Consider the following 25,970-nt stretch of genomic DNA (forward strand, 5'->3'; position numbering starts at 1 on the left):
GCCGGGCTCCTACTTCGCCGGCTTCAGGTGGGTGAGGATGATCGGCATGTTGCTCGGCTTCGCGTACGGATCGCTCGCGCTCGGCCAGCCGACCGCGCGCTTCGTCGAGTACTCGAACCAGCTCGCGCCGTACCAGAGGGGGATGTACGGCTTCTTGTCGTACATGATGGTCGCGAGCTCGCCGACGGTCTTCTTCTGGGCCGCCGGGTCGGACTCCTGCCGGAGCTGATCGATCAGGGCGTCCGTCGTGCCGTCGCGCCAGCGGACCTCGTTGGTCTTCGCGGCCTCGCCGATCGGTGCGGTCTCGCTGCTGGCGAGCGGCTCGAGGAAGTTCCGGTACATGTCGCAGCTGCCGCCGCGCACGCCGAAGGTCAGATCGTACTGGCCGGTGAGGCGGTTCTGGCCCTGGACCTCGGGCGTCGGGTTCTGCATGTCGACCGTGATGCCGAGCGCGGCGAAGTCCTTCTGCACGATCTTCCCCGCCTGGATCCAGTCGTTCCAGCCGCCGGGGATCTGGATGGAGAAGCTCATCGGCTTCCCGTCCTTTCCGAGGCGCTTGCCGTCGGAGTCCAGCCGGTAGCCGGCCTCGTCGAGCGCCGCCTTGGCGGCCTTCACGTCGTACGAGATGTACCCGTCGTCGGGGATGCCTGACGGGAGCCAGTCCTTGGCGTTCGGCAGCACCAGGCTGGTCTGGCTGGCCGCCTTGACGTAGCCCTGCTGCGCATCCTCGACGATCGAGTCCTTGTCCATCGCCTGGGCGACCGCGTCGCGGAACGCCTCGTCGTCGAACGGCTTCTTGTCGAGGTTCATGTAGAGGCTGATCGGCGACCCGGCCGGGAACCAGTACTTGTTGTGCTTCGGGTCCTTCGCCACATACGACTTGTCGATGTCGGGGATGTACATCGCGTTGGAGTCGTAGTCGCCGCGAGCCAGCTTCAGCTGCTCCACCTGGCCCTGGTCGGAGTTGTTGAACTGGATCTTGTCGACCCGGATGCTCGAGGCCTGCCAGTAGTCGGGGTTGCGCTTGAGCACGAGCTTCGTCGGCGTGAAGCTCTCGGTCGTCATCGGTCCGGTGCCGACCGGCTTCGTGTTGGTGTACGTGGTCGGGTCGGCGACCTTCGACCAGATGTGCTTCGGCACGATCAGCACGCTGTTGACGGCCACGAGGCTGCTCGATCCCGGGCCGTCGAAGTGGAAGGTGACCGCGTCGTCCGCCGTCTTCTCGACCGACTTCAGGGAGGCCCACGCGCCGCGCGTGTCCAGAGCCGGGTACTTCTTGAGCATGTCGAAGGTGAAGACGACGTCGTCGGCGGTGAATGGCTTCCCGTCCGAGAACTTCACGCCGTCGCGGAGGGTGTACTCCAGCGTCGACGGATCCGCCCACTCCATCTTCGTCGCGAGCCAGGGCTCGTAGACGCAGGAGTACTCGTTGAGCATCATCAGCGGCTCGTAGAGGTAGTTGCCGACGCTGAGGGCCGTCGCCAGGTAGGGGTTGTAGTTCTCCTTGGGGTTCGAGCCTCCGCCGAAGCCGCCGAAGTTGAGCACGGGGATGCGGCCGTCGGTCCCTGCGGCGCTCGAGTCGCCTGCGCCGGAGCATCCGGTCAGGGCGAGGGCGGCGACAGCAGTCGCCGCGAGGACGGTCGTGAGCCTTCTGCGCGTCTTCGAGATCGGGCGTGGTCGGTCCATGGTGGACACCTCCTTGTGTCGGGGGATGGGGTGGTTCTGTGCGAGAGGTGGATGGGGGACGGGGTGCGATCCGCGCTACGAGGGGCAGCCGCAGCTGCCGCGGCGGATCACCTGGGACGGCACGACGGCGCTCTGGGCGGGCCGGCCGGCGATCAGGTCGAGGAGGAGGTCGGCGGCGATGCCGGAGAGGTCGCGGAGGGGCCGCGCGAGCGTGGTGAGGCCGGGACTGACGAGCGACGACATCGGCACGTCGTCCACGCCGGTGAGGGCGAGGTCGCGACCGACGGTCACTCCTTCGCTGAGGAGGGCGAACATGAGGCCGAGGGCGAGCTCGTCGTTGGCGGCGACGACGCCGTCGATCTCGCCGGCGCGCAGCAGGTCGAGGATGCGCGGAGCGGCGAGCACGCCGTCGGCCTGGGCCAGCCACGCGTGGATGGGCGCGGCCGGTTCGAGCCCGGCGTCGCGGAGGGCCGCGGCGTAGTTGTCGTACCGGGACTGGATGTCCGGCGAGTCGCTCGGGCGGCCGAGGAAGGCCAGCCGGGTGCGTCCGTGGTCGTGGATGAGGTGGGCGACCAGCTCGCGCATGTGGGAGTGGTCGCTGCGCACCTGGAGCGCGCCGTCCGGGATGCCCGACCCGCCCGAGTCGCCGCCGATCACGACCACCGGGACGAGGTCGGCGAGACGGCGGAGCGTCTCCTCGTCGACGACGCCGGCGTGCACGGCCAGCCCGTCCACCCGCTCGGTCATGGCTTCCAGGTCGGCGGCGGTGTTGCGCAGGGCGTGGGTGCCGAGGATGTTGACGCTCACCCCGGCCGCGATGGCCGCGCGGTCGAAGCCTTCGATCAGTTCGCCGAAGTAGGGGCCGCTGAGGCCGGGGAAGACGATGCCGAGGGTGCCGTTGCGGCGGTTGGCCAGGGCCGTGCCGAAGTGGCTGGGGCGGTAGCCGTGCTCGGCGATGGCCCGCGAGACGCGTTCCCGCATCTCCGGCGAGACCTGGCCGATCCCCCGGTAGACGCGCGAGACCGTGGCCGTCGAGACGCCCGCCAGCTCGGCGATCTGGCGCACGTTGAGACGGTCGCCCTCGCGCTTGCCGCTGCTCACATCCACTCCTTCGTCGGTGCCGGGGACCGCCGGGCGACTTCGCCGGCCGGGAGGGGTTGTCCTCCGCGGACGATTTGGTACGCTCGCCAGTAACCGGTTGCAGTAATCGGTTACAGCGACAATAAGCCCCAGGTCGTCAGATCACAACCCCTCCGAGGAAGGCCGATGATGTCCATCCCCACACGACTCGAACGCGCGCGCATCGTGATCGACGGCGAGCCGCGCATGGTGCTCGCCGGCGAGATCCACTACTTCCGGCTGGCCCGCGCGGACTGGGAGGACCGCATCCGCGCGGCCGTCGACGCCGGCCTGAACGCGGTCGCCAGCTACATCCCCTGGATCTGGCACGAACTCCCCGACGGCACGATCGACGTCACCGGCGAGAGCCGCCCGGAGCGGGACCTCGGGGCGTTCATCGACCTGTGCGCCGAGCACGGGCTCTGGTTCATCGCCCGCCCCGGCCCCTTCCAGATGGCCGAGCTGAAGAACGAGGGTCTGCCCCACCGGCTTCGCCGCGAGCATCCCGAGATCCACCCCGTGGGCTGGGACGGCGCCCCTGCCTCCACACGCACGGTCGACTACCTGGCTCCCGCCTTCCTCGCCGAGGCCGAGCGCTGGTACGACGCCGTGCTCGCCCCGCTCGCCGAGCGCCAGCGCGAGCACGGCGGCCCGGTCATCGCGGTCCAGCTGGACAACGAGGTCGGCATGCTGGACTGGGTCTCCAACACCCCGACGCTGACCGATCAGGCGGTCCGGGAGTTCTCCGCGGCGTCCGGGATCGCCCTCGACCCCCGCGGCGGCGCGGCGGGGACGGACGACGAGCTGGCCCTCCATGCGGCGCTCGGCCGCTTCACGCGGACACGCTTCGCGCGCTACCTCCAGACGCTGGAGGCCTGGGCGCGCGACCGGGGGATCACCGCTCCGCTGCTCGTCAACATCCACGGCACCGGCGGCGGGCGCGGGCTCACGTATCCCATCGGGGTGAGCCAGCTGGCGCCCGCCTACCGCGGCCGCGCGGGGCTCACCGGCGGCACGGACATGTACCTGGGAGAGCTCACCGTCGAGAACGTCGCGGATCTGTACCTCGGCAACGCGATCACCGCCTCCGTGCACGGTGCCGATCAGCCGCTGACCGCCCTCGAGTTCGACGCGGGCGACGGCGACTACGGAGAGGACCTGGCCGCACTGACCTCGCCGGAGGCCACCGTGCTGAAGACGCTGCTGGATGCCGCCCAGGGCGTCAGAGGGATCAACTACTACCTGTTCGCGGGCGGGATCAACCCGCTGCTCGACGCCCCGGTCGGCGACGGGGACGACCGCATCGGCTTCACCGGCGAACGCCACGGCTTCGCCGCCCCGATCGGTCCGGAGGGGGAGCGGTCGCCGTCCCTCGACGGTGTCGCGCAGGCGACGGCCGCGGTGCGGGAGCACGAGCGGCTGTTCGCCGTGGGCACCCAGGTCACCGACGATCTGGTGCTCGGCTTCGTCGCCGACCACTACCTGACCGAGTACGCGCATCCCGCGGCTCGTCGCCGGCAGCAGCAGGTGCGCGACCTGGAGCGGCATCGCGGATTCGGCGCCCGTCAGACGCTCGTCCGCGCGCTCGTGCTCGGCGGCTGGAGCTTCGGCGCGCTCGACCTGCAGGCGGCCGCGGGAACCGACCCCGCCTGGAGCGCGGGCATGCCGGGCGACGACCGCGACGGGCGCGACCGCGAGCTCATCGTCCTCGCGACCGGCGCGGAGCTCGGTCGCGGCGTGCAGGAGTTCCTCGCCCGGCACGTGCGGACCGGCGGCCGGCTGCTGCTCGTCGGCGATCTGCCCGCCCACGACGCCGACGGAACGCCGTGCACGACGCTGGCCGACGCCCTCGGAGTGACGAGCGCCGGCCATACTCAGGAGCGGGTAGACGCGGACAGCGAGTACCACCCGACGGTGCGAGCGGTCGGACCCCTCGCGGACCACGGCGTGCGAGAGGTCCGCGTCGGCGGCGCCCAGCTCTTCGCGGGCGCCGGCGAGGAGCTGCTGCGCGAGCGCGGGACCGGCCGGCCGGCGGCGGTGCGCGTCACCCTGGACGGCGGCGGCGTCGCGGTGCTGCTGGGTGCCGACTACCCGGTGCATGCGGGCTTCTGGCGCGATCTCCTGGCGCTCGCCGGAGCGCGACCGCGCCTGGAGCTGAACGGGGACCGCCCAGGGGTGGTCGCCGTCCCGGTGGCGGCGGACGGCGAGGCGGCCATCGTTGCGATCAACGTCGCCCCCTACCCGGTCACGGTGGCGCCCGCGTTCGACGGGGCGCCGCTGCCCGCCGAGCCCGTGCTCCTGCCCCCGCGCGGCCACCGCATCCTGCCCCTCCCCGACGCCCGGCGCACCGCCCCCACCCCCGACCGAACGGAGACCTTCGCGTGACCCCCGACTACCGCACATCCGACGACGGAGTGCTCTACCGCGACCTCAACGGCAACGGGCGGATGGACCCCTACGAGGATCCCCGCCGGAGCGTGGAGGATCGCGTCGCCGACCTCCTCGGGCGGCTCAGCCTGGAGGAGAAGGTCGGTCTGATGTTCCAGACCGTCATCGAGGCCGGGCAGGACGGCACGCTCATCGAGACCGCCGGCGCCATCTCGAAGTCGCCGACCTCCACGGTCGTCGTGGGCAAGCGGATGAACCACTTCAACGTCCACCAGCTGCCCGGTGCCCGGCTCTCCGCCCGGTGGAGCAACGCACTGCAGAAGCTGGCGGAGCGGACGCCGCACGGCATCCCGGTCACCGTCTCGACCGATCCACGCCACGCGTTCGTCGAGAACTCGGGCGTCTCGTTCTCGGCAGGCCACCTCTCGCAGTGGCCGGAGCCGCTGGGTCTCGGTGCGATCGGGGACGAGGACGCGGTCCGCCGCTTCGCGGACATCGTCCGGCAGGAGTACACGGCGATCGGCATCCGCGCTGCGCTCCACCCGACCGTCGACCTCGCCACCGAGCCCCGCTGGGCGCGGCTGCCCGGCACGCTCGGGGCGGACCCGGAGCTGGTGACCCGGCTGGCCGGCGCCTACCTCGACGGGCTGCAGGGGCCGGAGCTGGGGCCGCAGTCGGTCGCCTGCACCACCAAGCACTTCCCCGGGGGCGGCCCGCAGAAGGACGGCGAGGACGCGCACTTCCCCTACGGCCGCGAGCAGACCTACACGGCGGGTCGCTTCGAGGATCACCTGGAGCCGTTCCGCCTGGCCATCGCCCGGCGGACGAGCGCGATCATGCCCTACTACGGCATGCCCGTCGGCCTGGAACTCGACGGCGAACCGGTCGAGGAGGTCGGGTTCGGCTACAACAAGCAGATCGTGACCGGGCTGCTGCGCGAGAAGCTGGGATACGACGGCGTCGTCGTCACCGACTGGGAGCTCGTCAACGACAACCACGTCGGCGACCAGGTGCTGCCCGCGCGTGCCTGGGGCGTGGAGGAGCTGGGGCCGGAGGAGCGCATGCTGCGCATCCTCGACGCGGGTGCAGACCAGTTCGGCGGCGAGGAGTGCGTCGACCTGCTGCTCGGTCTGGTCCGCGCCGGGAGGGTCTCCGAGGAGCGCATCGACGAGTCCGCGCGCCGGCTGCTCGCCGTCAAGTTCCAGCTCGGGCTCTTCGACGACCCGTACGTCGACGAGGACGCCGCCGAGCGCATCGTCGGCCGCGACGACTTCCAGCAGGCGGGCCATCGCGCGCAGGCCGAGTCGCTGACGCTTCTGCAGGCGGCGGACGAGGCCCTGCCGCTGCCGGACGGCATCCGGCTCTACGTCGACGGCGTGGATGCTGCGGTGGCTTCGCGCTACGGCGCCGTCGTGCAGGAGCCGGCCGCGGCCGATGTCGCGATCGTCCGCGTCGCCGCGCCGTGGGAGCACCGCGACGACCTGTTCCTGGAGGCGTGGTTCCACCAGGGCTCGCTCGAGTTCCCGGAGGCGGAGGTGTCGCGCATCCGGGCGATCGCGGACCAGGTGCCGGTCATCCTCGTGGTGACGCTCGACCGGGCGGCCATCCTGACGCCGTTCGCCGACATGCCCGGGATCGCCGCGCTGGCCGGCGTCTACGGGGCGAGCGACGCCGCCGTGCTGGATGCGCTGACCGGTCGCATCCCGCCGCGCGGCCGCCTCCCGTTCGAGCTTCCGTCCTCGATGGCTGCCGTCGAGGCGCACGCGCCGGACGAGCCGGGCGGCTCGGCCGACCCGCTGTTCCCGCTCGGCCACGGGCTGGTGCTCGCGACCGCGCGCACCATCTAGCCGCGAGCCGGGGGGCGCCGCCGCCCCTGTCTCCGCGACGGCGCCCCGCGCTAGGGTGAGCGCGAGGAGGCCGCCATGCATGTCCCGCGCCCGTCGAAGGAGACCGAGGAGCTGTTCCGCTCGGTGGTGCCGGAGGCGCCCGGTGTGAGCGTGCGGCCGATGTTCGCGAACCTGTGCGCGTTCGTCAACGGCACGATGTTCGCCGGGCTGTTCGGCGACAGCATCGGAGTGCGCCTTCCCGATGAGGGGACGCGCGCGGAGCTGCGCGCGGTCGAGGGCACCGGACCGTACGGTCCGCCCGGACGGCGGATGGCCGCGTACGTCTCGCTGCCCGAGGCATGGAAGGACGACCCCGACCGGCTGCGCGAATGGATCGCGGTCGCGTTGGAGCAGGTCGCCCGGATGCCGCCGAAACCGGCGAAGCCGCGGAAGGCCGGCTAGCGCTACGCCTCGACGAGCGCCGAGCGGATGACGGAGGTGAAGAACGTGAGGCCGTCCGTCCCCGAGCGCATCGCGTCCGGGGTGTCCGGGCCGAAGCCGGGCTCGACCGCGTGCTCCGGGTGCGGCATGAGGCCGACCACGTTGCCGCGCTCGTTGCGGACGCCCGCGATGTCGTCGAGCGAGCCATTCGGGTTGACGCCCGCGTAGCGGAAGACCACGAGGCCCTCGCCTTCGAGCCGCGCCAGCTCCTCGGCCGACGCGATGAAGCCGCCCTCGCCGTTCTTCAGCGGGATGACGATCTCCTGGCCCTGCTCGAAGCCGTTCGTCCACGGCGTCTGCGTGTTCTCGACCGTCAGGTGCTGGTCGCGGCGGATGAAGGTGCCGTGGTCGTTGCGGATCAGGCCGCCGGCGACCAGGTGCGCCTCCGCCAGCATCTGGAACCCGTTGCAGATGCCGAGCACGGGCATCCCCTTCTCCGCCGCATCCACGACCTCGGTCATGATCGGCGAGAGGGAGGCGATGGCGCCGCAGCGCAGATAGTCGCCGTACGAGAATCCGCCGGGCAGCACGAGGGCGTCGACGCCCTGCAGGTCGTGCTCGCCGTGCCACAGCGCGACGGGCTCGGCGCCCGCCATGCGCACCGCGCGCAGGGCGTCGCGGTCGTCCAGGGAACCGGGGAAGGTGATGACGCCGATGCGCATCAGGCGTCGACCTCGGCCGGGTAGTGGATGCCCACCACGTCCTCGATCACGGAGTTGGAGAGGATCTCGCCCGCGATCTCCGCGACCGTCGCGCGCACCTCGTCGTCGATGGGGCCGTCCACGGTCAGCTCGAAGCGCTTCCCGACGCGCACTCCGGTGACGACGCCGCGACCGGTGCGGGCGAGCGCACCGGCGACCGCCTTCCCCTGTGGGTCGAGCAGCTCGGCCTTGGGCATCACTTCAACAACGATCGTCGGCACGGGGACACTCCGCTCACTCGGGCGCAAAGGGTGGGGGTTTCGCGTCGATTCTACCGTGCGGGCGCGGGGATGCGGTCCGGCGCCGCCACAGCGGCGGCGTGGGCGATCGCGCGCTCCTCCAGCTGTGCCCGCAACTGCTGGAACAGCCGAGCGGACGCGGTCCCCGGCCAGTCGGCGGGAAGGGCAGCGGCGGGGAGCCCGGGGTCGCGGTACGGGATCACCCGCCACTCGTCGAGGGCGCGGATCCACGTGGCGAAGGCCCGGGCGTCGTCCAGGGGATGCGGCAGCTCGCCGAACCGGGAGAGGAAGGACTCGTGCGCCGTGCGGATGACGGCGAGGTCGTACCAGCGCGCGAGCCCGGCGGAGAGGTCGCCGCGCGGGGACGCGTCCGCGAACATCGCGACGACCGGGCGGCCGGCGCGGTGGTCGTCCGACGCGCTCTCCGTGACGGCGGCGGCCAGCTCCGCCTCCAGCGCCGACGGCGCGATCCACAGGCCGTCGGCCACCGTTCCGCAGCCGAGCGCGGCGAGGCGGCGACGCAACCGGTCGCGCGAGCCGCGGGCATGCTCCGGGAACGAGAGGGACAGCAGCAGCCAGCGCGACGCCTCCACCCGCTCGCCGAAGATGCGCGCGTCCCCGCGCTCCAGCATCGGCACCGCTGCCGGGTCGAGCGCGTAGCCGGCGACTCCGTCTCGGGGCTCTCGCCGGAGGACGCCCCGCGCGCACAGCCGCACCAGGCTGGAACGCGCGGTCGCCGCGGGCACGCCGAGCGCATCCATGAGGCGGACGGCGCCCGCGGCGCTCATCCACCCGCCGATCGGGCGGAGGACGCTGCCCACCACGGTCCGCAGCAGCGCGGTCGCGCTACCGCTGGCGGCCTCGGGATCATCGCGCACGACGCGTGCGTCGGTGCGCGAGGCGACGCCGGCCTCAGTCATGCGTGAGCTCGCCGAGGGCGTCGCGCACCGCGGCCATCCCGGTGCAGACCTCCTCGAAGCCGGTGCTGAGCGGCGACAGTCCGACGCGCAGGCCGTCCGGGTCGCGGTAGTCGGGGATGACGTCGCGCTGCCACAGCAGCGCCGTGACCTCGCGCATGGCCGGGTGGCTGAGCGTGATGTGGCCGCCGCGGCGCTCGGGGTCGCGCGGCGATGCGAGGGTGACGCCGAGCGGGGTCAGCCACTCGTCGGCGAGAGCGACGGCGAACTCCGTCAGCGCGATCGACTTGGCCCGCACCGCCGCGATGCCGGCCTCCTCGATCATCGCGATGGTGTCGCGCATCGCCAGCATCCCGACGATGGGAGGCGTTCCGCTGAGGAAGCGCCGGATACTGTCGGCCGGCACGTACTCCGGGCCCATCAGGAAGACGTCGCGAGCGCCCATCCAGCCCTGGACCGGCTGCGCGATGTGCGGGATGAGCCGCGCGTTCACGTAGCCGAAGGCGGGCGACCCCGGGCCGCCGTTCAGGTACTTGTAGGTGCAGCCGACGGCGAGGTCCACGTCCGCGGCGTCCAGCTCCACGGGCACCGACCCTGCCGAGTGGCACAGGTCCCACAGCACAAGGGCGCCCGCGTCGTGGACGATGCGCGTGATGGTGTGCAGGTCGGCCAGGAAGCCGGAGCGGTAGGCGACGTGGCTGAGCACGACGAGGGCTGTCTGCGGCCCGACGACCGCGGCCACCTGCTCCGCCGTCACACCCGCCTCGGTGTCCGCCTCGATCCACACCAGGCGCAGGCCGCGCTCGCGGGCGATGCCGTCGAGCAGGTAGCGGTCGGTCGGGAAGTTGTCCGTGTCGAGCACGATCTCGCTGCGCTCGGGGAGGCTGTCGACGGCCGCGCGCGCCAGCTTGTACAGGAGGACCGTGGTCGAGTCGCCGATGAAGGTCTGCCCGGCAGCCGCGCCGAGGGCCGCGCGGCCCAGGTCGTCGCCGATCGCGAACGGCAGCTCCATCCACTCCTCGTCCCAGCCGCGGATCAGCCGATCGCCCCAGCCCTCGACGAGGAACCGCTGGATGCGGTCGATGCTCGCCCGCGTCGGCCGGCCGAGGGAGTTGCCGTCGAAGTAGGCGGTCACGGCGCCGCTGCCGTCGTCGATCCCGGCGAACCGGCTGCGGAAGGCGGCGAGCGGGTCGGCGGCGTCGAGGGCGCGTGCCGCACTCAGCGGGTCGGGGGACAGGGCGGCTGGAGGTGCCGTGTCGAAGTCGGTCATGCGGGGTCCTCCGGGGCGGTCGGACGGTCGGATGCGGTGAAACGGTCGGATGCGGTGAGGGCACGAGCGGTGAGTCCGCGCGCGGTGGCGAGCCAGGCGGGCAGCGCGTCGGGGTCGGTCGGCGGTGCGGCCGGTGCCCAGGCCAGGCGGGGGCCGACGGTCGGCGCCTGGTCGTCGTCCGGGCGGCGCAGGCCGGCGATCGAGCGGATCAGGTGGTCCGGGTGGACGCCCGCCTCGAGCATCCCGCGCAGCTCGCGCTCGTTGACGCCCACCGCGAGCGGCCCGTTCCCCAGATCCGTTCCGTAGAGCACCCGGCCGCCGGCGCGGGCGAAGCGGCCCAGGTTCTCCGACGCGACGGCATGCTGCTCGGTGGGGTCTCCCCAGCCGTGGATGTCGAGGGTGCTGACCCAGCTCATGCCGCGGCGGACGCACTCGGCGATGAGGTCGTCGTCGACCCGCTCGGTGAACGGGGTGTGCGCGAGCTGGTCGGCCCCCGCGCGGACGGCGCGGGCGGTCTGCCCGGCGCCCTGGACGTGGACCGTGACCGGCGCCCCCTGCGCGTGGGATTCCGCGACGATGCTGTGGAGAACGTGATCGTCCACAGTTTCACCGGCCTCGGTGTTGAGCGTGACCTTGATGAGGGAGGCTCCCATCATGATGTTCGCCCGCACCGCCAGCCGCGCCTCGCGCTCGCCGCCGACCTCCGTCGAGGAGCCGGGAGGTCCCCATCCGGCGTTCACCGGGTAGCCGCCCTCGCAGGTGATGAGCGAGCCGACGATCGCGACGGACGGACGCGTGAGGTCGTCGGTCAGCCATCCGGCGGCCACGGCCGGCACCCAGCCGAGGTCGATCGCGTGCGTGATGCCGCCCGAGAAGACGGCGTGCTGGTCGGTCAGCCCGACGTGGGTGTGGTGGTCGGTGAGGCGCGGGAAGATCGTGCCGCCGAGGTGCTCGTGCCGGGCGTGCGAAGGGATGTCGTCCACCGCGTGGAGGCGCTCGCCGTCGCTGCGGAAGGTCGTCGTACCGAAGAACCGATGGCCGTTCCACACGGCATCGACGGTGAGGTAGGCGTCGTCGCTCATGCGGGTGCTCCGATCTCGGTGCGGACGGCGTAGAGCTCGGGGAAGAAGGTCAGTTCGAGCGCCTTCTGCAGGAACGCGGCGCCGGTGGATCCGCCGGTGCCGGTCTTCATCCCGATGGTGCGCTGCACCGTCTTCAGGTGACGGAACCGCCAGAGCTGGAAGTTGTCCTCCAGGTCGACGAACTCCTCGCAGGCCTCGTACTCGGGCCAGTGGTCCGTGGCGTGCTCGTAGATCTCGCGGAAGACCGGCACCAGCTCCGGGGTGAAGACGTGCGCCTGCGTGACGTCCCGCTCCAGCAGCGAGGCCGGAACGGCGAAACCGGCCCGCGCCAGGTACCGCAGGAACTCGTCGTAGATGCTGGGCGCATCCAGCAGGGCGGCGAGGAGCGCGTGGGCGGCCGGGTCGCTCTCGAACACGCTGAGCATGCGGCGGTTCTTATTGCCGAGCACGAACTCGACGGCGCGGTACTGGTACGACTGGAAGCCGGACGAGTTTCCCAGGAAGCCGCGGAACTCCGCGTACTCCGTCGGCGTGAGCGTGGCGAGCACCGACCACTGCTCGGTGAGGGTGCGCTGGATGTGCTTCACGCGGGCGATGCGCTTGAGTGCGGGCGAGAGGTCGTCGGCGCGCAGGAGGTCGCGGGCGGACTCCAGCTCGTGGAGGACGAGCTTCAGCCAGAGCTCCGTCGTCTGGTGCTGGATGATGAACAGCAGCTCGTCGTGGTGTTCCGGGCGGCTCACCGGGCGCTGAGCGCTGAGCAGCGTGTCGAGCTCCAGGTAGGAGCCGTACGACATCCGCTCGCGGAAGTCGGTGACGATGTCGGGATCGAACTCGCGGGTGTTGTCGCCGTCGGCCATGCTGCAATTCTGCGCCGACCGCCGCAATACTGCAACAGCCGGTATGGGTACTGTTCCCCGACGATGGCGGCACCCGCCGTCCTCGCTCCGTTCACCCTGGCGTTACCTCCAGTTGCGACCACCGTCGCACCGGGCTCATAGCGTGGCGCACTGACCCACGAACAAGGCACGCGGTGAGCGGGGACGCAGGGAGGCTCCGGATGGGCAGGCACTACGACCTCGCAGTGGTCGGCGCCGGGATCGTCGGGCTCGGGCATGCCGTCGCCGCCCTCCGGCGAGGACTGACGGTGGCCGTGATCGACCGCGCCTCCGGCGTGCAGGGGGCGTCGGTCCGCAACTTCGGCCACCTCGGCATCACCGGGCAGGAGGGCGAGGCGCGCGCGTACTCCGAGCTCGCCCGCGAGCTGTGGCTGACCCTGGCTCCCGAGGCCGGCTTCTGGCTGCGCGAGTCGGGGAGCATCGTCGTCGCGCGGGCGGACGACGAACTCGCCGTGCTGGAGGAGTTCCGCGAGCGGCGCGGAGGCCACGACGTCCGGCTCCTCACCCCCGCCGAGGTGCGCGAGAGCGTCCCGGTCGCCGACGGCGTCGCAGTGGGCGGCGCCCTGCTGCCCTCCGACCTGCAGATCGACCCGCGCGAGGCCGCCGCGGCGATCGCCCGCTGGCTGGACGCCCACGGCGTCGACTTCTTCTGGCAGACCGCGGTCTCGGGTGTGGAGCCCGGACTGGTGCGCACGCCCCGCGGACGGGTCGCGGCCGACGCGGTCGTCGTCGCCGTCGGGCACGACGTCGACCACCTGTTCCCCGGGATCGCCGAGGCGCACGGCATCGAGCGCTGCGGGCTGGACATGATGCTCGTGGAGGCGGCCCTCGAGCTGCCGCTGGCGACGCCGGTGCTGACCGGCTGGTCCCTCGTCCGCTACTCCGGCTTCGCCCGCACCCCCAGCGCTGCGGCGCTGCGCGAACGCCTCGCGGCCGAGCAGCCGGCCCTGGCGGCGCTGGACGTGAACCTCATGTTCGCCCAGCGCCCCGACGGCACCCTGATCGTCGGCGACACCCACGCGCGCGGTGCGGACGCGTCCCCGTTCCAGCACGAGGAGGCGTTCGCCCTGCTGCTGGAGCAGACGCGCGAGCTGTTCGGCGTCGCCGACCTGCGCGTCCGGGAGCGCTGGCAGGGCGTCTACGCGGCCGCGCCGGACGAGTTCCTTGTCGCCGCGCCGGCCCCCGGCGTCCGCGTCGTCTCCGTCACCACCGGCATCGGGATGACCACCGGGCTCGGCCTCGCCGACCGCGTCGTCGACGAGCTGTTCTCCGACGCCCCCGGCGCCCTGATCCCCGCGGGCGCCGCCCGCGTGCGCTAGCACTACCGCAACGAAAGGCACCATCGTGACCCCAGACGGACGCATCACCAGCGAGTTCGACGATGTCACCGTCGACGATGTCACCGTCGGCGTCGGGCCGGTCCGGGGCGGCATCCCGTCGGCGGCGGGGCTCACCGACGAGGAGTGGGACGACCTCGACGACCTGGACGAGCGGGAGGACGCGCTCGACGAGGGCGACGTCGACGACCGCGACGAGGACGACCTCGCCGATCTGGAACTCGTCGTGCTCGACCTGGCGGGGACGACCGTCCTCGACGACGGCCTGGTGCAGCGTGCGTTCGAGCGCGCGGTGGACGCCGCGGGTCTCGCGTCCTCCGCGGACGAGCGCGCTGCCGTCCTGGCTTTCGTTCACGAGACGATGGGACAGGCGAAGTTGGCCGTGTTCCGCTCGCTGAGCGCCGACGATGACCAGGCGCAGCACGCGGACGCCGTCTTCGAGTCCACGTACGCCGAGCTCGTGGCCGATGGGGGCCTTCGGCCGGTCCCCGGCGCCGAGGACCTCATCCGCCGACTGCGGGCGACGGGCGTCACCGTCGCACTGACCACCGGCTTCTCGCGGAGGACGTGCGACATCGTCCTCGACGCCCTCGGCTGGCACGACCTGGCGGACGTCACGCTGACACCGGAGGAGGCGGGCCGCGGCCGCCCGTTCCCCGATCTGCCCCTCACCGCACTGCTGCGCACGGGCGCATCCAGCGTCGAGGGCATGGTCGTGGTCGGCGACACGGCGAGCGACATCGCCTCCGGCATCGCGGCGGGCGCCGGCCTGGTCGTCGGCGTGCTGACGGGCGCGCACGACGAGCAGACTCTGCTCGACGCCGGAGCGGACGCGGTGCTCCCCAGCGTCGCCGACCTGCCCGATCTGCTGGGCTACGAGGCCGACGGCGGCGCCGCTGCGGGACACGGCATCCGGTGACGATCAAGGCGGTGACCCCGCGCGTCGTCGAGCCGCCGGCGCGCCTGGGGATGGGGGTCAGCGTGTACCCGTCGGCCACGGCCATGGTGTGGCCGGGCGACGCGCACACGCATGAGGCGGTGGCGGTGCCCGGGGTCCGTCTGGCTCCGGGCGACGTCCTGGTCGAGGTCGAGCTGGCGACCGTGTGCGGCACGGACGTGGAGGCGGTGCTCGGCCATCGCCGCACGCAGGCGCCGCTGGTGCTCGGCCACGAGCAGGTCGGCCGCGTCGTCGCGCTCGGCCGCGGCGGCGCGAAGACGACGGACGGTCATCGCGTCTCGCTGGGGGAGCGGATCGTGTGGTCCGCCGCCGTCCCGTGCGGGCGCTGCGTGCGCTGCCGCCGCGGGCTGCAGCAGCAGTGCCTGAGCCTCCAGAAGTACGGCCACGAGCGGATGCGGCGCGGCTGGGAGCTGTCGGGCGGCTTCGCCACGCACACCCACATCCTCGACGGCACGCCGCTGGTGCGCGTCCCGGAGGACATCCCGGCCGCGGTGCTCGCGCCCGCGTCGTGCGCGACCGCGTCGGTGGCGGCGGCGATCGAGGCGGCGGCAGAACTCGTCCCGCTGGACGGCGCCTTCGTGCTGATCGCGGGCGCGGGGATGCTCGGGCTGACGGCGACGGCGATGGCGGTCGAGGCGGGCGCCCGCGTCGTCGTGAGCGAGCCGATCCCGGAACGCCGCGAGTCCGCGCTCGCCTTCGGCGCAGCGGGCGCCGCCGACCCTGCCGCTCCCGCCGGCTCTTCGACCGGGCTGGCCGCGGTGCTCGCGAAGGCGGGCGGTCGCGCTCCGGCCCCGACCATCGCGCTGGAGCTCTCCGGGAACCCGGCAGCGGCCCGCTCGCTGCTCGACGCCGTCGACGTCGGCGGGGTGCTGGTGCTGGTCGGCCAGTCGGCCCCCGGGCCGGACCTCGGCGTCGCGCCGGAGGCCCTGATCCGCCGGCTGATCACGATCCGCGGCGTCCACAACTACGCCGCCCGGCACCTGGAGCAGGCCGTGCGGTTCCTGAGCGACGCGTGGCAGCGCTACCCGTTCGCCGAGCAGGTCGGCGAGACGTTCGCCCTGGCCGACGTGGATGCGGCGCTCGCCGCACGCACGCACCCGCGGGTCGCGGTCCGGCCGTAGCCTGGGGTGGTGTTCGACCGCTTCTTCGACCTGATCCGCGCGGTTCCCGTGCCGGACGACGCCGAGCTGCTGTACGGCGACGACGAGCTGGGCCGGCTCCGCGAGCGCAATCTGCGACGCTACCTCGCCGTTCCGCACGCGCCCGTCCTGCTGCTCGGCGAGGCTCCGGGCTGGCGGGGGATGACGGTGACCGGTGTGCCCTTCACCTCCGTCCGCGAGGTGGAGGCGGGCGTGCTTCCCGGCCTCGAGTTCCCGCCGGAGCCGCAGGCGCCGTGGGAGGCATCCAGCCGCGTCGTCTGGGAGACGATGCGCGAATGGCGGGGCCCGCTTCCCTTGTCTTGGCCGATCTACCCGCACCATCCGTTCGTCGCCGGCCGCCCGCAGACGAACCGCACTCCGCGTTCGTCGGAGGTGCGGGAGGGGGGGCCCGTTGCGCTGGAGCTGATCCGGGAGCTCGGCGTCGAGACGATCGTCGCGGTCGGCCGCAAGGCGCAGGGCGCGCTCGCGGAGGCGGGCATCGAGGCGCCCGCCGTCCGGCATCCCGCGCAGGGCGGTGCGCGGATGTTCTCCGAGCAGCTGATCGCGCTCAACCGCGCGATGCTCGACGCCGGCTGAGCGCATCCACCCGCTCAGTCGAGCGCAACCGCCTCGCGGTGCTGCCGGGTCTTGTCGAGATACCCGGCCGCGTTCTCGGCGATGCCGCGGACCTCGTCGTCGGTCAGCTCGCGGCGCACCTTGGCGGGAACGCCGGCGACGAGCGAGCGCGGAGGGATCTCGGCGCCCTGGGTGACCACGGCGCCCGCTGCGACGAGGGAACCCGCGCCGATCCGGGCGCCGTTGAGGATGGTGGCGCTCATCCCGATGAGCACGTCGTCCTCGATCGTGCAGCCGTGGAGCACGGCGTTGTGGCCGACGGAGACGCGGTCGCCCACCGTCAGCGGGTAGGCGGGGTCGACGTGGGCCGAGACGTTGTCCTGCAGGTTGGAGTCGCTGCCGATGACGATCGGCGCGTTGTCGGCGCGGACGACCGCTCCGTACCAGACGCTCGCGCGGGGATTCAGCGTGACGTCGCCGACGACGGTCGCGCCGGGCGCCACCCAGGCGTCGTCGGCGACCTGCGGTGAGCCTCCGTCGGGGAGGGCGAAGAGCATGGGATCTCCTTCCGGCCGTGTTCCCCACGGTACTTGACGACCATTCACCCATGCCGTATATTCCTCATGGAATAATCAACTCGAAAACATTGAGAGCATGTCCGAACCTCGCACCCTCACCCCCCTCGCCGTCGCCGCGCTCGCGCTGCTCGCCGAGGGCCCGTCGCATCCCTACGAGATGTACCAGACGCTCATGCAGCGCTCGGAGGACCGGCTGGTCAAGGTGCGCCCGGGCTCGCTGTACCACACCGTCGACCGGATGGAGGCGCACGGCTTCGTGCGCGCCACCGGCACCGAGCGCGAAGGCAACCGGCCGGAGCGCACCACCTACGAGATCACCGACGCGGGCACCCGAGCACTCGGCGAGCGCATCACCGAGATCATCGGAACGCCCACCAACGAGTACCCGGAGTTCCCGCTCGGCCTCGGCGAGGCGCACAACCTCCCCGTCGACACCGTGATCGCGCTGCTCCGCAAGCGCGTGGGCTTGATCCGCGCCGACACCGGGGTGCTGGATGGCGCCATCGCCGACCTGACGCTGCGGGGGGTGCCCGCGAAGTACTGGCTGGACGTGCGCTACCAGCGAGCCATCGCCGCCACCGAGGCGGACGTGCTCGAGACCCTGATCGCAGACCTCCAATCGGGCGCCGTGTCGTGGTCCGAAGAAAAGCATTGAGAGAAGACCAATGGAACGTCAACTGAAGCCGTGGCCCGCCCTCTGGGCGCTCGTCATCGGGTTCTTCATGATCCTGATCGACACCACCATCGTGTCGGTCGCCAACCCGTCGATCATGAAGGGGCTGAACCTCGGCACCGACTACAACGCCGTCATCTGGGTGACGAGCGCATACCTGCTCGCCTACGCGGTGCCGCTGCTCATCACCGGCCGCCTCGGCGACCGGTTCGGCCCGAAGAACCTCTACCTCGTCGGCCTGGTGGTGTTCACCCTGGCGTCCGCCTGGTGCGGGTTCGCCGGGTCCATCGGCTTCCTGATCGCCGCGCGCGTCGTGCAGGGACTCGGCGCCGCCCTGATGACGCCGCAGACCATGGCCGTCATCACCCGCATCTTCCCGCCGGAGCGCCGCGGCGCGGCCATGGGCCTCTGGGGTGCCGTCGCCGGCGTCGCCACGCTGATCGGCCCGCTGCTCGGCGGCGTGCTCGTCGACAGCCTGGGATGGGAGTGGATCTTCTTCATCAACGTCCCGGTCGGCGTCGTGGCGTTCATCCTCGCGATGCGTCTCGTCCCGAAGCTCCCCACGCACTCGCACAGCTTCGACATTCTCGGCGTCATCCTGTCCGGCGTCGGCATGTTCCTGCTGGTGTTCGGCATCCAGGAGGGCAGCACCTACGACTGGGGCGTCATCTGGGGCCCGATCTCGGTCTGGGGCCTCATCATCGCCGGGATCGTCGTGCTCGCCGCGTTCGTCGTCTGGCAGGCGTTCAACAGGAAGGAGCCGCTGCTCCCCCTTCCGCTGTTCCGCGACCGCAACTTCTCGCTGTCGAACGGCGCGATCACCACGGTCGGCTTCGCCGTGACCTGTATGGCGCTGCCGCTGGTGTTCTACTTCCAGACCGTGCGCGGTCTCACGCCGACCGAGTCCGCTCTGATGCTCGCGCCGACCGCCATCTTCTCGGGAGTGCTCGCGCCGTTCGTCGGCCGGCTGATCGACAAGGTGAACCCGCGCAACATCGCCACCCCCGCGCTGGTGCTGTTCGCCTTCGCGCTGTTCCTCTACTCGCGGATGCTGTCCCCGGACGTGAACATCTTCCTGCTGCTCATCCCGAGCGCCCTGATGGGCATCGCGATGTCGGGCGTGTGGGGGCCGATCTCCACCACGGCGACGCGCAACCTGCCGATGAACCAGGCGGGAGCGGGATCGGGCGTGTTCAACACCACCCGTCAGATCGGCGCGGTGCTGGGCAGCGCGTCCATCGCCGCCCTCATCGAGGGGCGTCTCGCCGTCGACCTGCCGAAGGTCCCGGGCGGAGCCGCGAACGCCAGCGAGGCCGCCGCAGGCACCGAGCTGCCGCAGATCCTGCACGCCGGCTTCACCCAGGCGATGGCGGAGTCCCTCCTGCTTCCGGCGGCCGTCGCCTTCCTGGGCGCGCTGGTCGTCGTCTGGTGGGAGCGGCCGAAGCCGCCCGCGTGGGCGCGCCAGGCCGGTGGAGCCGGGGCCGGTGCGGGTGCCGCAGCTGCCGGCGCCCCGGCCGCCGAGGGTGCGCCGGCCGATGCGCCGGTCGCCGCGGGTGCGACGGCTGAGTCCTCTGAGGCCGCCACGCACGGCGCCCACGCCGCCCCGGTCCCGGTGGATGCGACCACCCACGGTGCTCATGCCGCTCCGGCGCCGCCCGCGACGGATCTCGCGCCCGGCGACGAGCCGCCGCACGGCCTCCACGCCGCGCCCGTCACCGACTGACGCCGACCGACACGAAAAAGGGAGGAGGTCGCAGCCACCCCGGCTGCGACCTCCTCCCTTTCGCGTTCCTCGCGGCGGCTCAGGCCGAGAACTCCTCCGCTTCCGTCACCACGCGCACCGCGTTGGACCACGGATCGTCGAAGCCAAGCGACCGGCCGTCCTCACGGGTCTGAACGCCGTAGTGCCGCATCCGCTCGGCCAGAGCACCGACATCGTCGGACGACGGCAATTTCAGCTGCACCTCGCCGAGGCCGAGGGCCAGGCGGCGGCGGCCGGCGCCGCGGCTGTTCCACGTGTTCATGGCCATGTGGTGGTGGTAGCCCCCGGCGCTGACGAACAGGGCCGAACCGCCGAGGGATGCGGTGGCCTCGAACCCGAGCCGGTCGACGTAGAACTCGCGGGCCGTCGCGACGTCTCCGACCGAGAGGTGGACGTGCCCGACGGAGGCGTCGCCGAACAGGGTCGTCGCGGCCTGCGTCGCCTCCGCGAGCGCGACCCCGCGCTCCGTCAGGTGCTCCGACAGGAAGGCGTTGGGGTCGAGGTACAGCGTGTCCATCTCGACCTGGCCGTGCGTCCAGCTCCACAGCGAGCGGTCGCGGTCCCAGTACAGCTCGACGCCGTTGCCCTCCGGGTCGGTGAAGTAGAACGCCGTGCTGACCAGGTGGTCGGCGCTTCCGGTGAAGGTCCCCGGCGCGCGGCGCGCGACCGAGTAGACGGCGGCCGCCAGCGTCTCGGGGGTGTCGAACACGATCGCGGTGTGGAACAGCCCCGCCTCACCCGGGCCCGCGTGCTTCAGCTCCGGCGCGTGCTCCAGCACGACCGCCGGTGTCGCTCCGCGGCCCAGCACCACCCGTCCGCCCTCGGCGGCGAGGACGCTCAGGGTGACGGCGTCGCGGTAGTACGCGGTCATCCGGTCGAGGTCGGCGACGCGGAGGGTCACCGCGCCCATCGCGGAGTCTGCGGGGAGGAGGTCTGTCATGCCAGACACAACGCCCCAGGTCACCGCGGTATTTCTCGACCCTGGGCGGAGGGCGCCCTCGGCGTCAGGTCTCGATCGCGCCGCCGGTCTCGGCCAGGTAGCGGCGCAGCGTGAGGGCGGGGTCGGCGGACTGCATCCGCCGGTAGCGGGCGAAGTCGAGCTGGCTGCGCAGGGAGGCGCCCGACCGCATCCGCTCCGCCTGAGCGCCCTCGACCGACTGGATGCGCGCCGCCTCGGCGAACAGCACCTCCCGGTCGTCGGCGCGGATCACGAGCACGCCATCGTCGTCGGCGACGATCCAGTGCTCCGAAGAGACCGCGACGCCGTCGAGGAACGCCGACCGCATCGCCGTTCCCGCGGGCGGCACACGGCGGGGCCCGAAGGGATGCGACCCGCGGCTGAACAGGGGCAGCCCGATCTCGCGCAGCTGTGCGGTGTCGCGGTGGCGTCCCCAGATGACCGCACCCGACATCCCGGCTGTCGCCGCCTCCAGCAGCATCAGGTCGCCGACGCACGCCTCATCGTCGCGACCGCCGTTGTCGACGACGAGCACCGCTCCCGGGGGAGCGTCGTCGATCGTCTCCAGCAGCACGTCGACGCTGCCGAGGTGGGTGACCGGAGCGGCCGGACCCTGGAAGGGTCGGCCGGGAAGGAGGGCGACCAGGTCGACCGGCGCGGTCCCGACAGCGAGGCCGAGACGCACGGCGGCGTCGGCGACGGCGGCCGTCGCGGGAGGCGGAGCGGAGGTGGCTGCAGCGTCCATGACGCGACGCTATACCGCGCGGCATGCGCGCTGCGGCATGCGTGCCGCGCCGGGGCCCACGGCGGGCGCGCGGCGGGCGTCACGCCCCGGTGAGCCGCTCCAGCAGCTCGCGATACCGCGCCGCCGTGCGCTCGACGATGTCGGCGGGGAGTTCGGGCGGCGTCCCGGTCTTGTCCCAGTTCGCGGCCAGCCAGTCACGGACGATCTGCTTGTCGAAACTGGCCATGCGCTCCTCCGGCGTCGGCGCCGACGCGTAGACGGCCGCATCCCAATACCGGCTGGAGTCGCTGGTCAGCACCTCGTCCGCGAGCGTGATCTCGCCCGTGGTCCGGTCGGCGCCGAACTCGAACTTGGTGTCGGCGATGATGATGCCCCGCGCCTCGGCGATCGCGGAGCCGCGCTCGTAGACGTGCAGCGAGAGGCGCCGCAGCTCCTCCGCCACATCCGCCCCGACCAGCTCGACCGTGCGCTCGAAGCTGATGTTCTCGTCGTGCTGCCCGAGCGGAGCCTTCCACGCGGGCGTGTACAGCGGCTCGGGAAGCCGGTCGCCGTTCCGCAGGCCGGCCGGCAGCGGGATGCCGCACACGCTCTGCGATGCGCGGTACTCGGCCCAGCCGCTGCCCGTCAGGTAGCCGCGGACGACGCACTCGACCGGGAACATGTCGAGCGGCTTCACCAGCATCGACCGCCCGGCGACCGCGGCGGGGATGCGCTCGACGACGGTGTCGCCCACCAGCGTGTGATCGGGGATCAGGTGGTTCGGCATGTCGTCCAATTGGTCGAACCACCACAGGCTCAGCGTCGTGAGCAGCTCGCCCTTGGCGGGGATGCCCGGCTCCAGCACGTGGTCGAACGCGCTCACCCGGTCGCTGGCGACCACGAGCACGCTGTCCGCATCGTGGAGGCCGGACGCGCCTTCCGGCACGTACAGGTCGCGGACCTTGCCTGAGTAGACGTGGACCCATCCCGGAAGTTCGCTCACCCGTCCATCGTAGGGCGAGCGGCGAACCTCCCGGGCGGGGCCGCTAGGTGAGCAGTTTGGCCTTGGCGGCCGAGAACTCCTCGTCGGTGAGCACTCCCTGCGTGTGGAGCGTCGCCAGCTGCTGCAGCCGGGTCATCATGTCGTCCTCCGGAGCCGCCTGCTGCTGTGCTGCGGCCTGCTGTGCTGCGGCCTGCTGCGCGGCCGCCTGCTGCTGCGCCTGGGCCTCCTGGGCCTGCTGTGCCGCCTGCTGCTGCTCGTACTGCTCCTGCTCGTACTGGTTCTGGTACTTCTGCTGCTGGTGGTGCTGCACACCGCCGGCGACCGCCGTGGCGGTTCCGGCGACGACCGCTGTGCGCGCCGCCATCCCGATCAGTCCCGGGCGTCCGAATCGTCTCAATGGCATGGTGTCCTCCTCAGCCTTCCGTGGTCTCGAGCTCGTCGAAGGCGTCCGCGGCGACCGCGTTGAGCACGGGCGCCGGGATGCGCTCGCTGTGCAGCACGACGCCGCCCGACTGGAAGAACCGGTTCGCCAGATCCTTCGCCCAGAGGTGCTCGATCACGAGGATCGCCCCGGTCGATCCCGGCTCCAGGAGCTCCGCGATCTGCTGCACGTCCTCGTCCCCGGCGAGCCCGGTGGCGTCGAGCGAGATGTCGGTCAACCCGATCTCGTCCCCGATCTCCTCGAGCTCGATGATGTCGACGCTCCCGTCGTCGTGGCGTTCGACGAACACCAGGTCGAGCAGTCGCACCGTGCCGTTCTCGACCAGGTCGAGGATCGCCTCGACGACGCCGGGAGACGGCCGGTCGGTGTCGAACTGAGCGACCATGAACTCCGCCGGACCGTACTCGAATTCGGCCATTTCATCCTCTTCTCCGCGGCCCACCCCGCTGTCACGCGCACCATACTGCGGCGGTGAGCGGCCCGGCAATGCAGCAGTTTCGCGGATCGGGGAGCGGCGTCATGTGCCCGGTCACATTCCTAGAATGGGGATGTCGATCGGAGCGGATGGCCGCCCGACGACCAACCGGGAGGACCTCGATGGCCGAGAAGAACTGGGCGGGCAACTACGAGTACCAGGCGGAGCGGATCGCCCGGCCGGACACGATCGACGAACTCCGGGAGCTGGTGCTGAGCGCCCCCGCGGTGCGCGCCCTCGGCAGCAGGCACTCCTTCAACGACCTCGCCGACACCCCGGGGCTTCTCATCAGCACCGCCGGACTGCCGGGCGATGTCCGCATCGACGAGGCCGCACGTACGGTCACCGTCGGCGGCGGCGTCCGCTACGGCGACCTCGCGCGCGTGCTGCAGGACGCGGGATGGGCGCTGCACAACCTCGCGTCCCTTCCGCACATCTCGGTCGCCGGCGCCATCGCCACGGCGACGCACGGCTCGGGCGACCGCAACGGCAACCTGGCCACGGCCGTCGCGGGCCTGCGCATCCTGACCGGGACGGGGGAGCTCGTCGACGTGCGGCGCGGCGACGAGGGATTCGATGGCGCCGTCGTCGGCCTCGGGGCGCTCGGCGTTGTCACGGAGGTGACCCTCGACATCCGGCCGACGTACGACGCGCGTCAGCGGCTGTTCGGCGGCGTGCCGTGGGAGGCCGTGATCGACCGGTTCGACGAGGTCACCTCCTCCGCCTACAGCGTGAGCCTCTTCACGACGTGGGACGAGGAGGCCGTCTCACTCGCCTGGCTGAAGGAGCTGGATGGGGTCGACTCGCTGATCGAGGACGACTTCTTCGGAGCGCCCGCGCTCACCGAGCCGCGGCACATGATCCAGACGATGGATGTGCGCAACACCACCGAGCAGCTCGGGGTCGTCGGCCCGTGGAGCGAGCGGCTGGCGCACTTCCGCTTCGAGTTCACCCCGTCGAACGGCGAGGAGATCCAGTCGGAGTACCTGGTGCCGCGGGCTCGCGCCGTCGAGGCGATCGAGGCCGTCCGCGCGCTCGCGCCGGTGGTGGCCCCGCTGCTGCAGATCTCGGAGATCCGCACCGTCGCGGCCGACGACCTCTGGCTGTCCAGCGCGTACGGGACGGATGTGGTGGGTCTGCACTTCACGTGGTTCCGCGATCAGGCCGGCGTCGAGGCCGTGCTCCCGCAGCTCGAGGCGGCGCTGCTGCCGCTCGGCGCGCGTCCGCACTGGGGCAAGCTCTACGTCGACCGCGACCGCGTCGTCCCGTCCCTCTACCCGCGCCTCGCCGACTTCGCGGCCCTCGCCGCCCGCTTCGACCCCGCCGCGCGCTTCCGCAACCCCTTCCTCACCCGCCTCCTCCCCTGACCCCCACCGTCGAGTCCGCACAAATTGCACACGAAACGCCGCTGGGGCGTGCAGTTTTTGCGTACTCGACGGTGGGTGGGGCGGGGTCAGGAGACGCGGGCGGCGATGTCGGTGCGGTACTGGGCGCCCTCGAGGTGGATGCGGTCGAGCGCCGCGTAGGCACGCGAGCGCGCCTCGGCGAAGCCGGTGCCGCGCGCGACGACCGACAGCACGCGTCCGCCGGTCGCGAGCAGCTCCCCGGTCGCCTCGTCGAGAACGGTCGCCGCGTGCGCGATCGTCACCTCGGGCACGGCGGCCGCCTCGCCGAGACCGGTGATCGGCCGACCGGTCTGCGGCGCCTCGGGGTACCCCTCGCTGGCCAGCACGACGGTCACGGCCGTGTCCAGGGCGAACTCGGGCCGGGGCAGACCGCCGAGGCCGCCCGTCGCCGCCGCGTGCAGCAGCGTGGACAGCGGCGTGACGAGCCGGGGGAGCACGACCTGCGTCTCCGGGTCGCCGAACCGGGCATTGAACTCGATCACGCGGATGCCGCGGTCGGTCAGGATCAGCCCGCAGTACAGCAGGCCGATGAACGGCGTCTGCTCGCGCGCCATCGTGCGCACGGTCGGCAGCGCGATCGTGTCGATGACCTCGTCCACGAAGCCCTCCGGCAGCCAGGGCAGCGGCGAGTACGCGCCCATCCCGCCGGTGTTGGGGCCGGCGTCGCCATCGAGCAGCCGCTTGTAGTCCTGCGCGGGTGAGAGCGGGAGCACGTCGTGGCCGTCGCTGAGCAGGAACAGCGAGACCTCCTGCCCGTCGAGGAACTCCTCGATCAGCACTCCGCCGTGCCGGAGCCAGTGCGCCGCGTGCTCGACGGCCGCTTCGCGCTCCTCGGTGACGAGCACGCCCTTGCCCGCGGCCAGGCCGTCGGCCTTGACGACGTAGGGCGCGCCGAACTCGTCGAGCGCCCGCTCGGCCTCGGCGAGCGTCTCCGCGCGGACGGCGCGGCCGGTCGGAACGCCGGCCGCATCCATGATCCGCTTCGCGTACGCCTTCGACCCCTCCAGCTGGGCCGCCGCCTTGCCCGGGCCGAAGACGGGGATGCCGCGGGTGCGCAGCGGGTCGGCGACGCCGGCGACGAGCGGCGCCTCCGGGCCGATGACGACCAGTTCGATGCCGTGCTCGAGCGCGTACTCGGTGACCGCGACGCCGTCGAGCGGATCGAGCGACGGCTCCACGCGCACGTCCTGCGCGATGCCGGCGTTGCCGGGCGCGGCCACGATGTCGTGGCGCGCCTCCTCGGCGAGCAGCGCGGTGATGATGGCGTGCTCACGGGCACCGGAACCGAGGACGAGAATCTTCACGCCACCATGC

The 25,970-nt window shown here is 72.1% G+C and carries 25 protein-coding genes; 10 read left to right on the forward strand and 15 right to left on the reverse strand.

Annotated features, from left to right (window positions below):
- Positions 1-9: 9 nt before the first annotated feature.
- On the reverse strand, positions 10-1,686 hold the full coding sequence (locus BLW09_RS01855; protein WP_089907679.1) for an ABC transporter substrate-binding protein: 1,677 nt from the start codon (positions 1,684-1,686) through the stop codon (positions 10-12).
- Positions 1,687-1,761: 75 nt separating this feature from the next.
- Complete coding sequence (locus BLW09_RS01860) at positions 1,762-2,787, reverse strand: LacI family DNA-binding transcriptional regulator (RefSeq protein WP_231946992.1); 1,026 nt, start codon at positions 2,785-2,787, stop codon at positions 1,762-1,764.
- Between the two features lie 165 nt (positions 2,788-2,952).
- Here BLW09_RS01860 and BLW09_RS01865 point away from each other — a divergent pair, with 165 nt between their 5' ends.
- From BLW09_RS01865 to BLW09_RS01875, 3 genes are all read left to right on the forward strand, one after another.
- A complete protein-coding gene (locus BLW09_RS01865) occupies positions 2,953-5,190 on the forward strand; it encodes a beta-galactosidase (protein ID WP_089907685.1) in 2,238 nt (745 codons plus the stop codon).
- Positions 5,187-7,040: a glycoside hydrolase family 3 protein gene (locus BLW09_RS01870; protein WP_089907687.1), complete on the forward strand. Its 1,854-nt coding sequence runs from the start codon at positions 5,187-5,189 to the stop codon at positions 7,038-7,040. Before BLW09_RS01865 ends, BLW09_RS01870 begins: the two co-directional genes overlap by 4 nt.
- Before the next feature lie 75 nt (positions 7,041-7,115).
- Positions 7,116-7,481, forward strand: coding sequence for a TfoX/Sxy family protein (locus BLW09_RS01875; RefSeq protein WP_089907690.1), 366 nt, complete (start codon positions 7,116-7,118; stop codon positions 7,479-7,481).
- Positions 7,482-7,483: 2 nt separating this feature from the next.
- Here the strand turns inward: BLW09_RS01875 and purQ are convergent, their stop codons facing one another.
- Genes purQ through kynA form a run of 6 tightly spaced genes read right to left on the reverse strand, consistent with a single transcriptional unit; the run spans position 7,484 to position 12,586 of the window.
- Positions 7,484-8,182, reverse strand: coding sequence for a phosphoribosylformylglycinamidine synthase subunit PurQ (gene purQ / locus BLW09_RS01880; RefSeq protein ID WP_089907693.1), 699 nt, complete (start codon positions 8,180-8,182; stop codon positions 7,484-7,486).
- Positions 8,182-8,442 (reverse strand): phosphoribosylformylglycinamidine synthase subunit PurS, encoded by a 261-nt coding sequence (purS, locus tag BLW09_RS01885; RefSeq protein WP_172824161.1) that lies wholly within the window; start codon positions 8,440-8,442, stop codon positions 8,182-8,184. Before purS ends, purQ begins: the two co-directional genes overlap by 1 nt.
- A gap of 50 nt (positions 8,443-8,492) precedes the next feature.
- Positions 8,493-9,380, reverse strand: a complete 888-nt coding sequence (locus BLW09_RS01890; RefSeq protein WP_089907700.1) for a PaaX family transcriptional regulator — start codon at positions 9,378-9,380, stop codon at positions 8,493-8,495.
- Positions 9,373-10,647, reverse strand: coding sequence for a kynureninase (locus BLW09_RS01895; RefSeq protein ID WP_089907703.1), 1,275 nt, complete (start codon positions 10,645-10,647; stop codon positions 9,373-9,375). Before BLW09_RS01895 ends, BLW09_RS01890 begins: the two co-directional genes overlap by 8 nt.
- Positions 10,644-11,729: a hypothetical protein gene (locus tag BLW09_RS01900; protein WP_089907706.1), complete on the reverse strand. Its 1,086-nt coding sequence runs from the start codon at positions 11,727-11,729 to the stop codon at positions 10,644-10,646. Before BLW09_RS01900 ends, BLW09_RS01895 begins: the two co-directional genes overlap by 4 nt.
- On the reverse strand, positions 11,726-12,586 hold the full coding sequence (kynA, locus tag BLW09_RS01905; RefSeq protein ID WP_089907709.1) for a tryptophan 2,3-dioxygenase: 861 nt from the start codon (positions 12,584-12,586) through the stop codon (positions 11,726-11,728). The genes BLW09_RS01900 and kynA overlap by 4 nt, the downstream gene beginning before the upstream one ends.
- A gap of 200 nt (positions 12,587-12,786) precedes the next feature.
- Here kynA and BLW09_RS01910 point away from each other — a divergent pair, with 200 nt between their 5' ends.
- The 4 genes from BLW09_RS01910 to BLW09_RS01925 are packed head-to-tail and all read left to right on the forward strand — an operon-like array spanning position 12,787 to position 16,656.
- Positions 12,787-13,944: a TIGR03364 family FAD-dependent oxidoreductase gene (locus BLW09_RS01910; protein ID WP_089907712.1), complete on the forward strand. Its 1,158-nt coding sequence runs from the start codon at positions 12,787-12,789 to the stop codon at positions 13,942-13,944.
- A 25-nt stretch (positions 13,945-13,969) separates the two neighbouring features.
- Positions 13,970-14,881: a phosphonatase-like hydrolase gene (locus BLW09_RS01915; protein WP_089907715.1), complete on the forward strand. Its 912-nt coding sequence runs from the start codon at positions 13,970-13,972 to the stop codon at positions 14,879-14,881.
- Positions 14,878-16,041: an alcohol dehydrogenase catalytic domain-containing protein gene (locus BLW09_RS01920; protein WP_089907718.1), complete on the forward strand. Its 1,164-nt coding sequence runs from the start codon at positions 14,878-14,880 to the stop codon at positions 16,039-16,041. The genes BLW09_RS01915 and BLW09_RS01920 overlap by 4 nt, the downstream gene beginning before the upstream one ends.
- Before the next feature lie 9 nt (positions 16,042-16,050).
- Complete coding sequence (locus BLW09_RS01925) at positions 16,051-16,656, forward strand: uracil-DNA glycosylase (RefSeq protein WP_231946994.1); 606 nt, start codon at positions 16,051-16,053, stop codon at positions 16,654-16,656.
- Between the two features lie 14 nt (positions 16,657-16,670).
- Here the strand turns inward: BLW09_RS01925 and BLW09_RS01930 are convergent, their stop codons facing one another.
- Positions 16,671-17,192, reverse strand: coding sequence for a gamma carbonic anhydrase family protein (locus BLW09_RS01930; protein ID WP_089907723.1), 522 nt, complete (start codon positions 17,190-17,192; stop codon positions 16,671-16,673).
- Positions 17,193-17,289: 97 nt separating this feature from the next.
- Here BLW09_RS01930 and BLW09_RS01935 point away from each other — a divergent pair, with 97 nt between their 5' ends.
- Together BLW09_RS01935 and BLW09_RS01940 are read left to right on the forward strand one after the other, a co-directional pair.
- On the forward strand, positions 17,290-17,868 hold the full coding sequence (locus BLW09_RS01935) for a PadR family transcriptional regulator (protein ID WP_089907726.1): 579 nt from the start codon (positions 17,290-17,292) through the stop codon (positions 17,866-17,868).
- A gap of 10 nt (positions 17,869-17,878) precedes the next feature.
- On the forward strand, positions 17,879-19,609 hold the full coding sequence (locus BLW09_RS01940) for a DHA2 family efflux MFS transporter permease subunit (RefSeq protein ID WP_089907729.1): 1,731 nt from the start codon (positions 17,879-17,881) through the stop codon (positions 19,607-19,609).
- A gap of 79 nt (positions 19,610-19,688) precedes the next feature.
- Here the strand turns inward: BLW09_RS01940 and BLW09_RS01945 are convergent, their stop codons facing one another.
- From BLW09_RS01945 to BLW09_RS01965, 5 genes are all read right to left on the reverse strand, one after another.
- Positions 19,689-20,588, reverse strand: coding sequence for a VOC family protein (locus BLW09_RS01945; RefSeq protein ID WP_197682049.1), 900 nt, complete (start codon positions 20,586-20,588; stop codon positions 19,689-19,691).
- Positions 20,589-20,652: 64 nt separating this feature from the next.
- Positions 20,653-21,351: an RraA family protein gene (locus BLW09_RS01950; protein ID WP_089907733.1), complete on the reverse strand. Its 699-nt coding sequence runs from the start codon at positions 21,349-21,351 to the stop codon at positions 20,653-20,655.
- 79 nt (positions 21,352-21,430) lie between these two features.
- Positions 21,431-22,333, reverse strand: coding sequence for a phosphoribosylaminoimidazolesuccinocarboxamide synthase (locus BLW09_RS01955; protein WP_089907736.1), 903 nt, complete (start codon positions 22,331-22,333; stop codon positions 21,431-21,433).
- A 43-nt stretch (positions 22,334-22,376) separates the two neighbouring features.
- On the reverse strand, positions 22,377-22,736 hold the full coding sequence (locus BLW09_RS01960) for an SHOCT domain-containing protein (RefSeq protein ID WP_089907739.1): 360 nt from the start codon (positions 22,734-22,736) through the stop codon (positions 22,377-22,379).
- Between the two features lie 10 nt (positions 22,737-22,746).
- On the reverse strand, positions 22,747-23,193 hold the full coding sequence (locus tag BLW09_RS01965) for a DUF6325 family protein (protein WP_089907742.1): 447 nt from the start codon (positions 23,191-23,193) through the stop codon (positions 22,747-22,749).
- Between the two features lie 179 nt (positions 23,194-23,372).
- On the opposite strand from BLW09_RS01965, the gene BLW09_RS01970 reads away from it, so the two are divergent.
- The gene (locus tag BLW09_RS01970) at positions 23,373-24,617 is read left to right on the forward strand and encodes an FAD-binding protein (RefSeq protein ID WP_089907745.1); all 1,245 of its coding nucleotides are present in this window, start codon (positions 23,373-23,375) and stop codon (positions 24,615-24,617) included.
- 86 nt (positions 24,618-24,703) lie between these two features.
- Here BLW09_RS01970 and purD read toward each other — a convergent pair whose 3' ends face one another.
- The gene (purD, locus tag BLW09_RS01975; RefSeq protein ID WP_089907747.1) at positions 24,704-25,960 is read right to left on the reverse strand and encodes a phosphoribosylamine--glycine ligase; all 1,257 of its coding nucleotides are present in this window, start codon (positions 25,958-25,960) and stop codon (positions 24,704-24,706) included.
- Positions 25,961-25,970 lie beyond the last annotated feature (10 nt).

The organism is Leifsonia sp. 21MFCrub1.1, assembly GCF_900107895.1.
In the GTDB taxonomy this organism is placed as follows: domain Bacteria; phylum Actinomycetota; class Actinomycetes; order Actinomycetales; family Microbacteriaceae; genus Leifsonia; species Leifsonia soli.

Bases quoted from the DNA above. Each gene is read 5' to 3' on its own strand.
- BLW09_RS01855 (WP_089907679.1), bottom strand. From the start codon at position 1,686: ATGGACCGACCACGCCCGATCTCGAAGACGCGCAGAAGGCTCACGACC.
- BLW09_RS01865 (WP_089907685.1), top strand. From the start codon at position 2,953: ATGATGTCCATCCCCACACGACTCGAACGCGCGCGCATCGTGATCGAC.
- BLW09_RS01875 (WP_089907690.1), top strand. From the start codon at position 7,116: ATGCATGTCCCGCGCCCGTCGAAGGAGACCGAGGAGCTGTTCCGCTCG.
- purQ (WP_089907693.1), bottom strand. From the start codon at position 8,182: ATGCGCATCGGCGTCATCACCTTCCCCGGTTCCCTGGACGACCGCGAC.
- BLW09_RS01890 (WP_089907700.1), bottom strand. From the start codon at position 9,380: ATGACTGAGGCCGGCGTCGCCTCGCGCACCGACGCACGCGTCGTGCGC.
- BLW09_RS01895 (WP_089907703.1), bottom strand. From the start codon at position 10,647: ATGACCGACTTCGACACGGCACCTCCAGCCGCCCTGTCCCCCGACCCG.
- BLW09_RS01900 (WP_089907706.1), bottom strand. From the start codon at position 11,729: ATGAGCGACGACGCCTACCTCACCGTCGATGCCGTGTGGAACGGCCAT.
- kynA (WP_089907709.1), bottom strand. From the start codon at position 12,586: ATGGCCGACGGCGACAACACCCGCGAGTTCGATCCCGACATCGTCACC.
- BLW09_RS01910 (WP_089907712.1), top strand. From the start codon at position 12,787: ATGGGCAGGCACTACGACCTCGCAGTGGTCGGCGCCGGGATCGTCGGG.
- BLW09_RS01930 (WP_089907723.1), bottom strand. From the start codon at position 17,192: ATGCTCTTCGCCCTCCCCGACGGAGGCTCACCGCAGGTCGCCGACGAC.
- BLW09_RS01935 (WP_089907726.1), top strand. From the start codon at position 17,290: ATGTCCGAACCTCGCACCCTCACCCCCCTCGCCGTCGCCGCGCTCGCG.
- BLW09_RS01940 (WP_089907729.1), top strand. From the start codon at position 17,879: ATGGAACGTCAACTGAAGCCGTGGCCCGCCCTCTGGGCGCTCGTCATC.
- BLW09_RS01945 (WP_197682049.1), bottom strand. From the start codon at position 20,588: ATGACAGACCTCCTCCCCGCAGACTCCGCGATGGGCGCGGTGACCCTC.
- BLW09_RS01950 (WP_089907733.1), bottom strand. From the start codon at position 21,351: ATGGACGCTGCAGCCACCTCCGCTCCGCCTCCCGCGACGGCCGCCGTC.
- BLW09_RS01960 (WP_089907739.1), bottom strand. From the start codon at position 22,736: ATGCCATTGAGACGATTCGGACGCCCGGGACTGATCGGGATGGCGGCG.
- BLW09_RS01965 (WP_089907742.1), bottom strand. From the start codon at position 23,193: ATGGCCGAATTCGAGTACGGTCCGGCGGAGTTCATGGTCGCTCAGTTC.
- BLW09_RS01970 (WP_089907745.1), top strand. From the start codon at position 23,373: ATGGCCGAGAAGAACTGGGCGGGCAACTACGAGTACCAGGCGGAGCGG.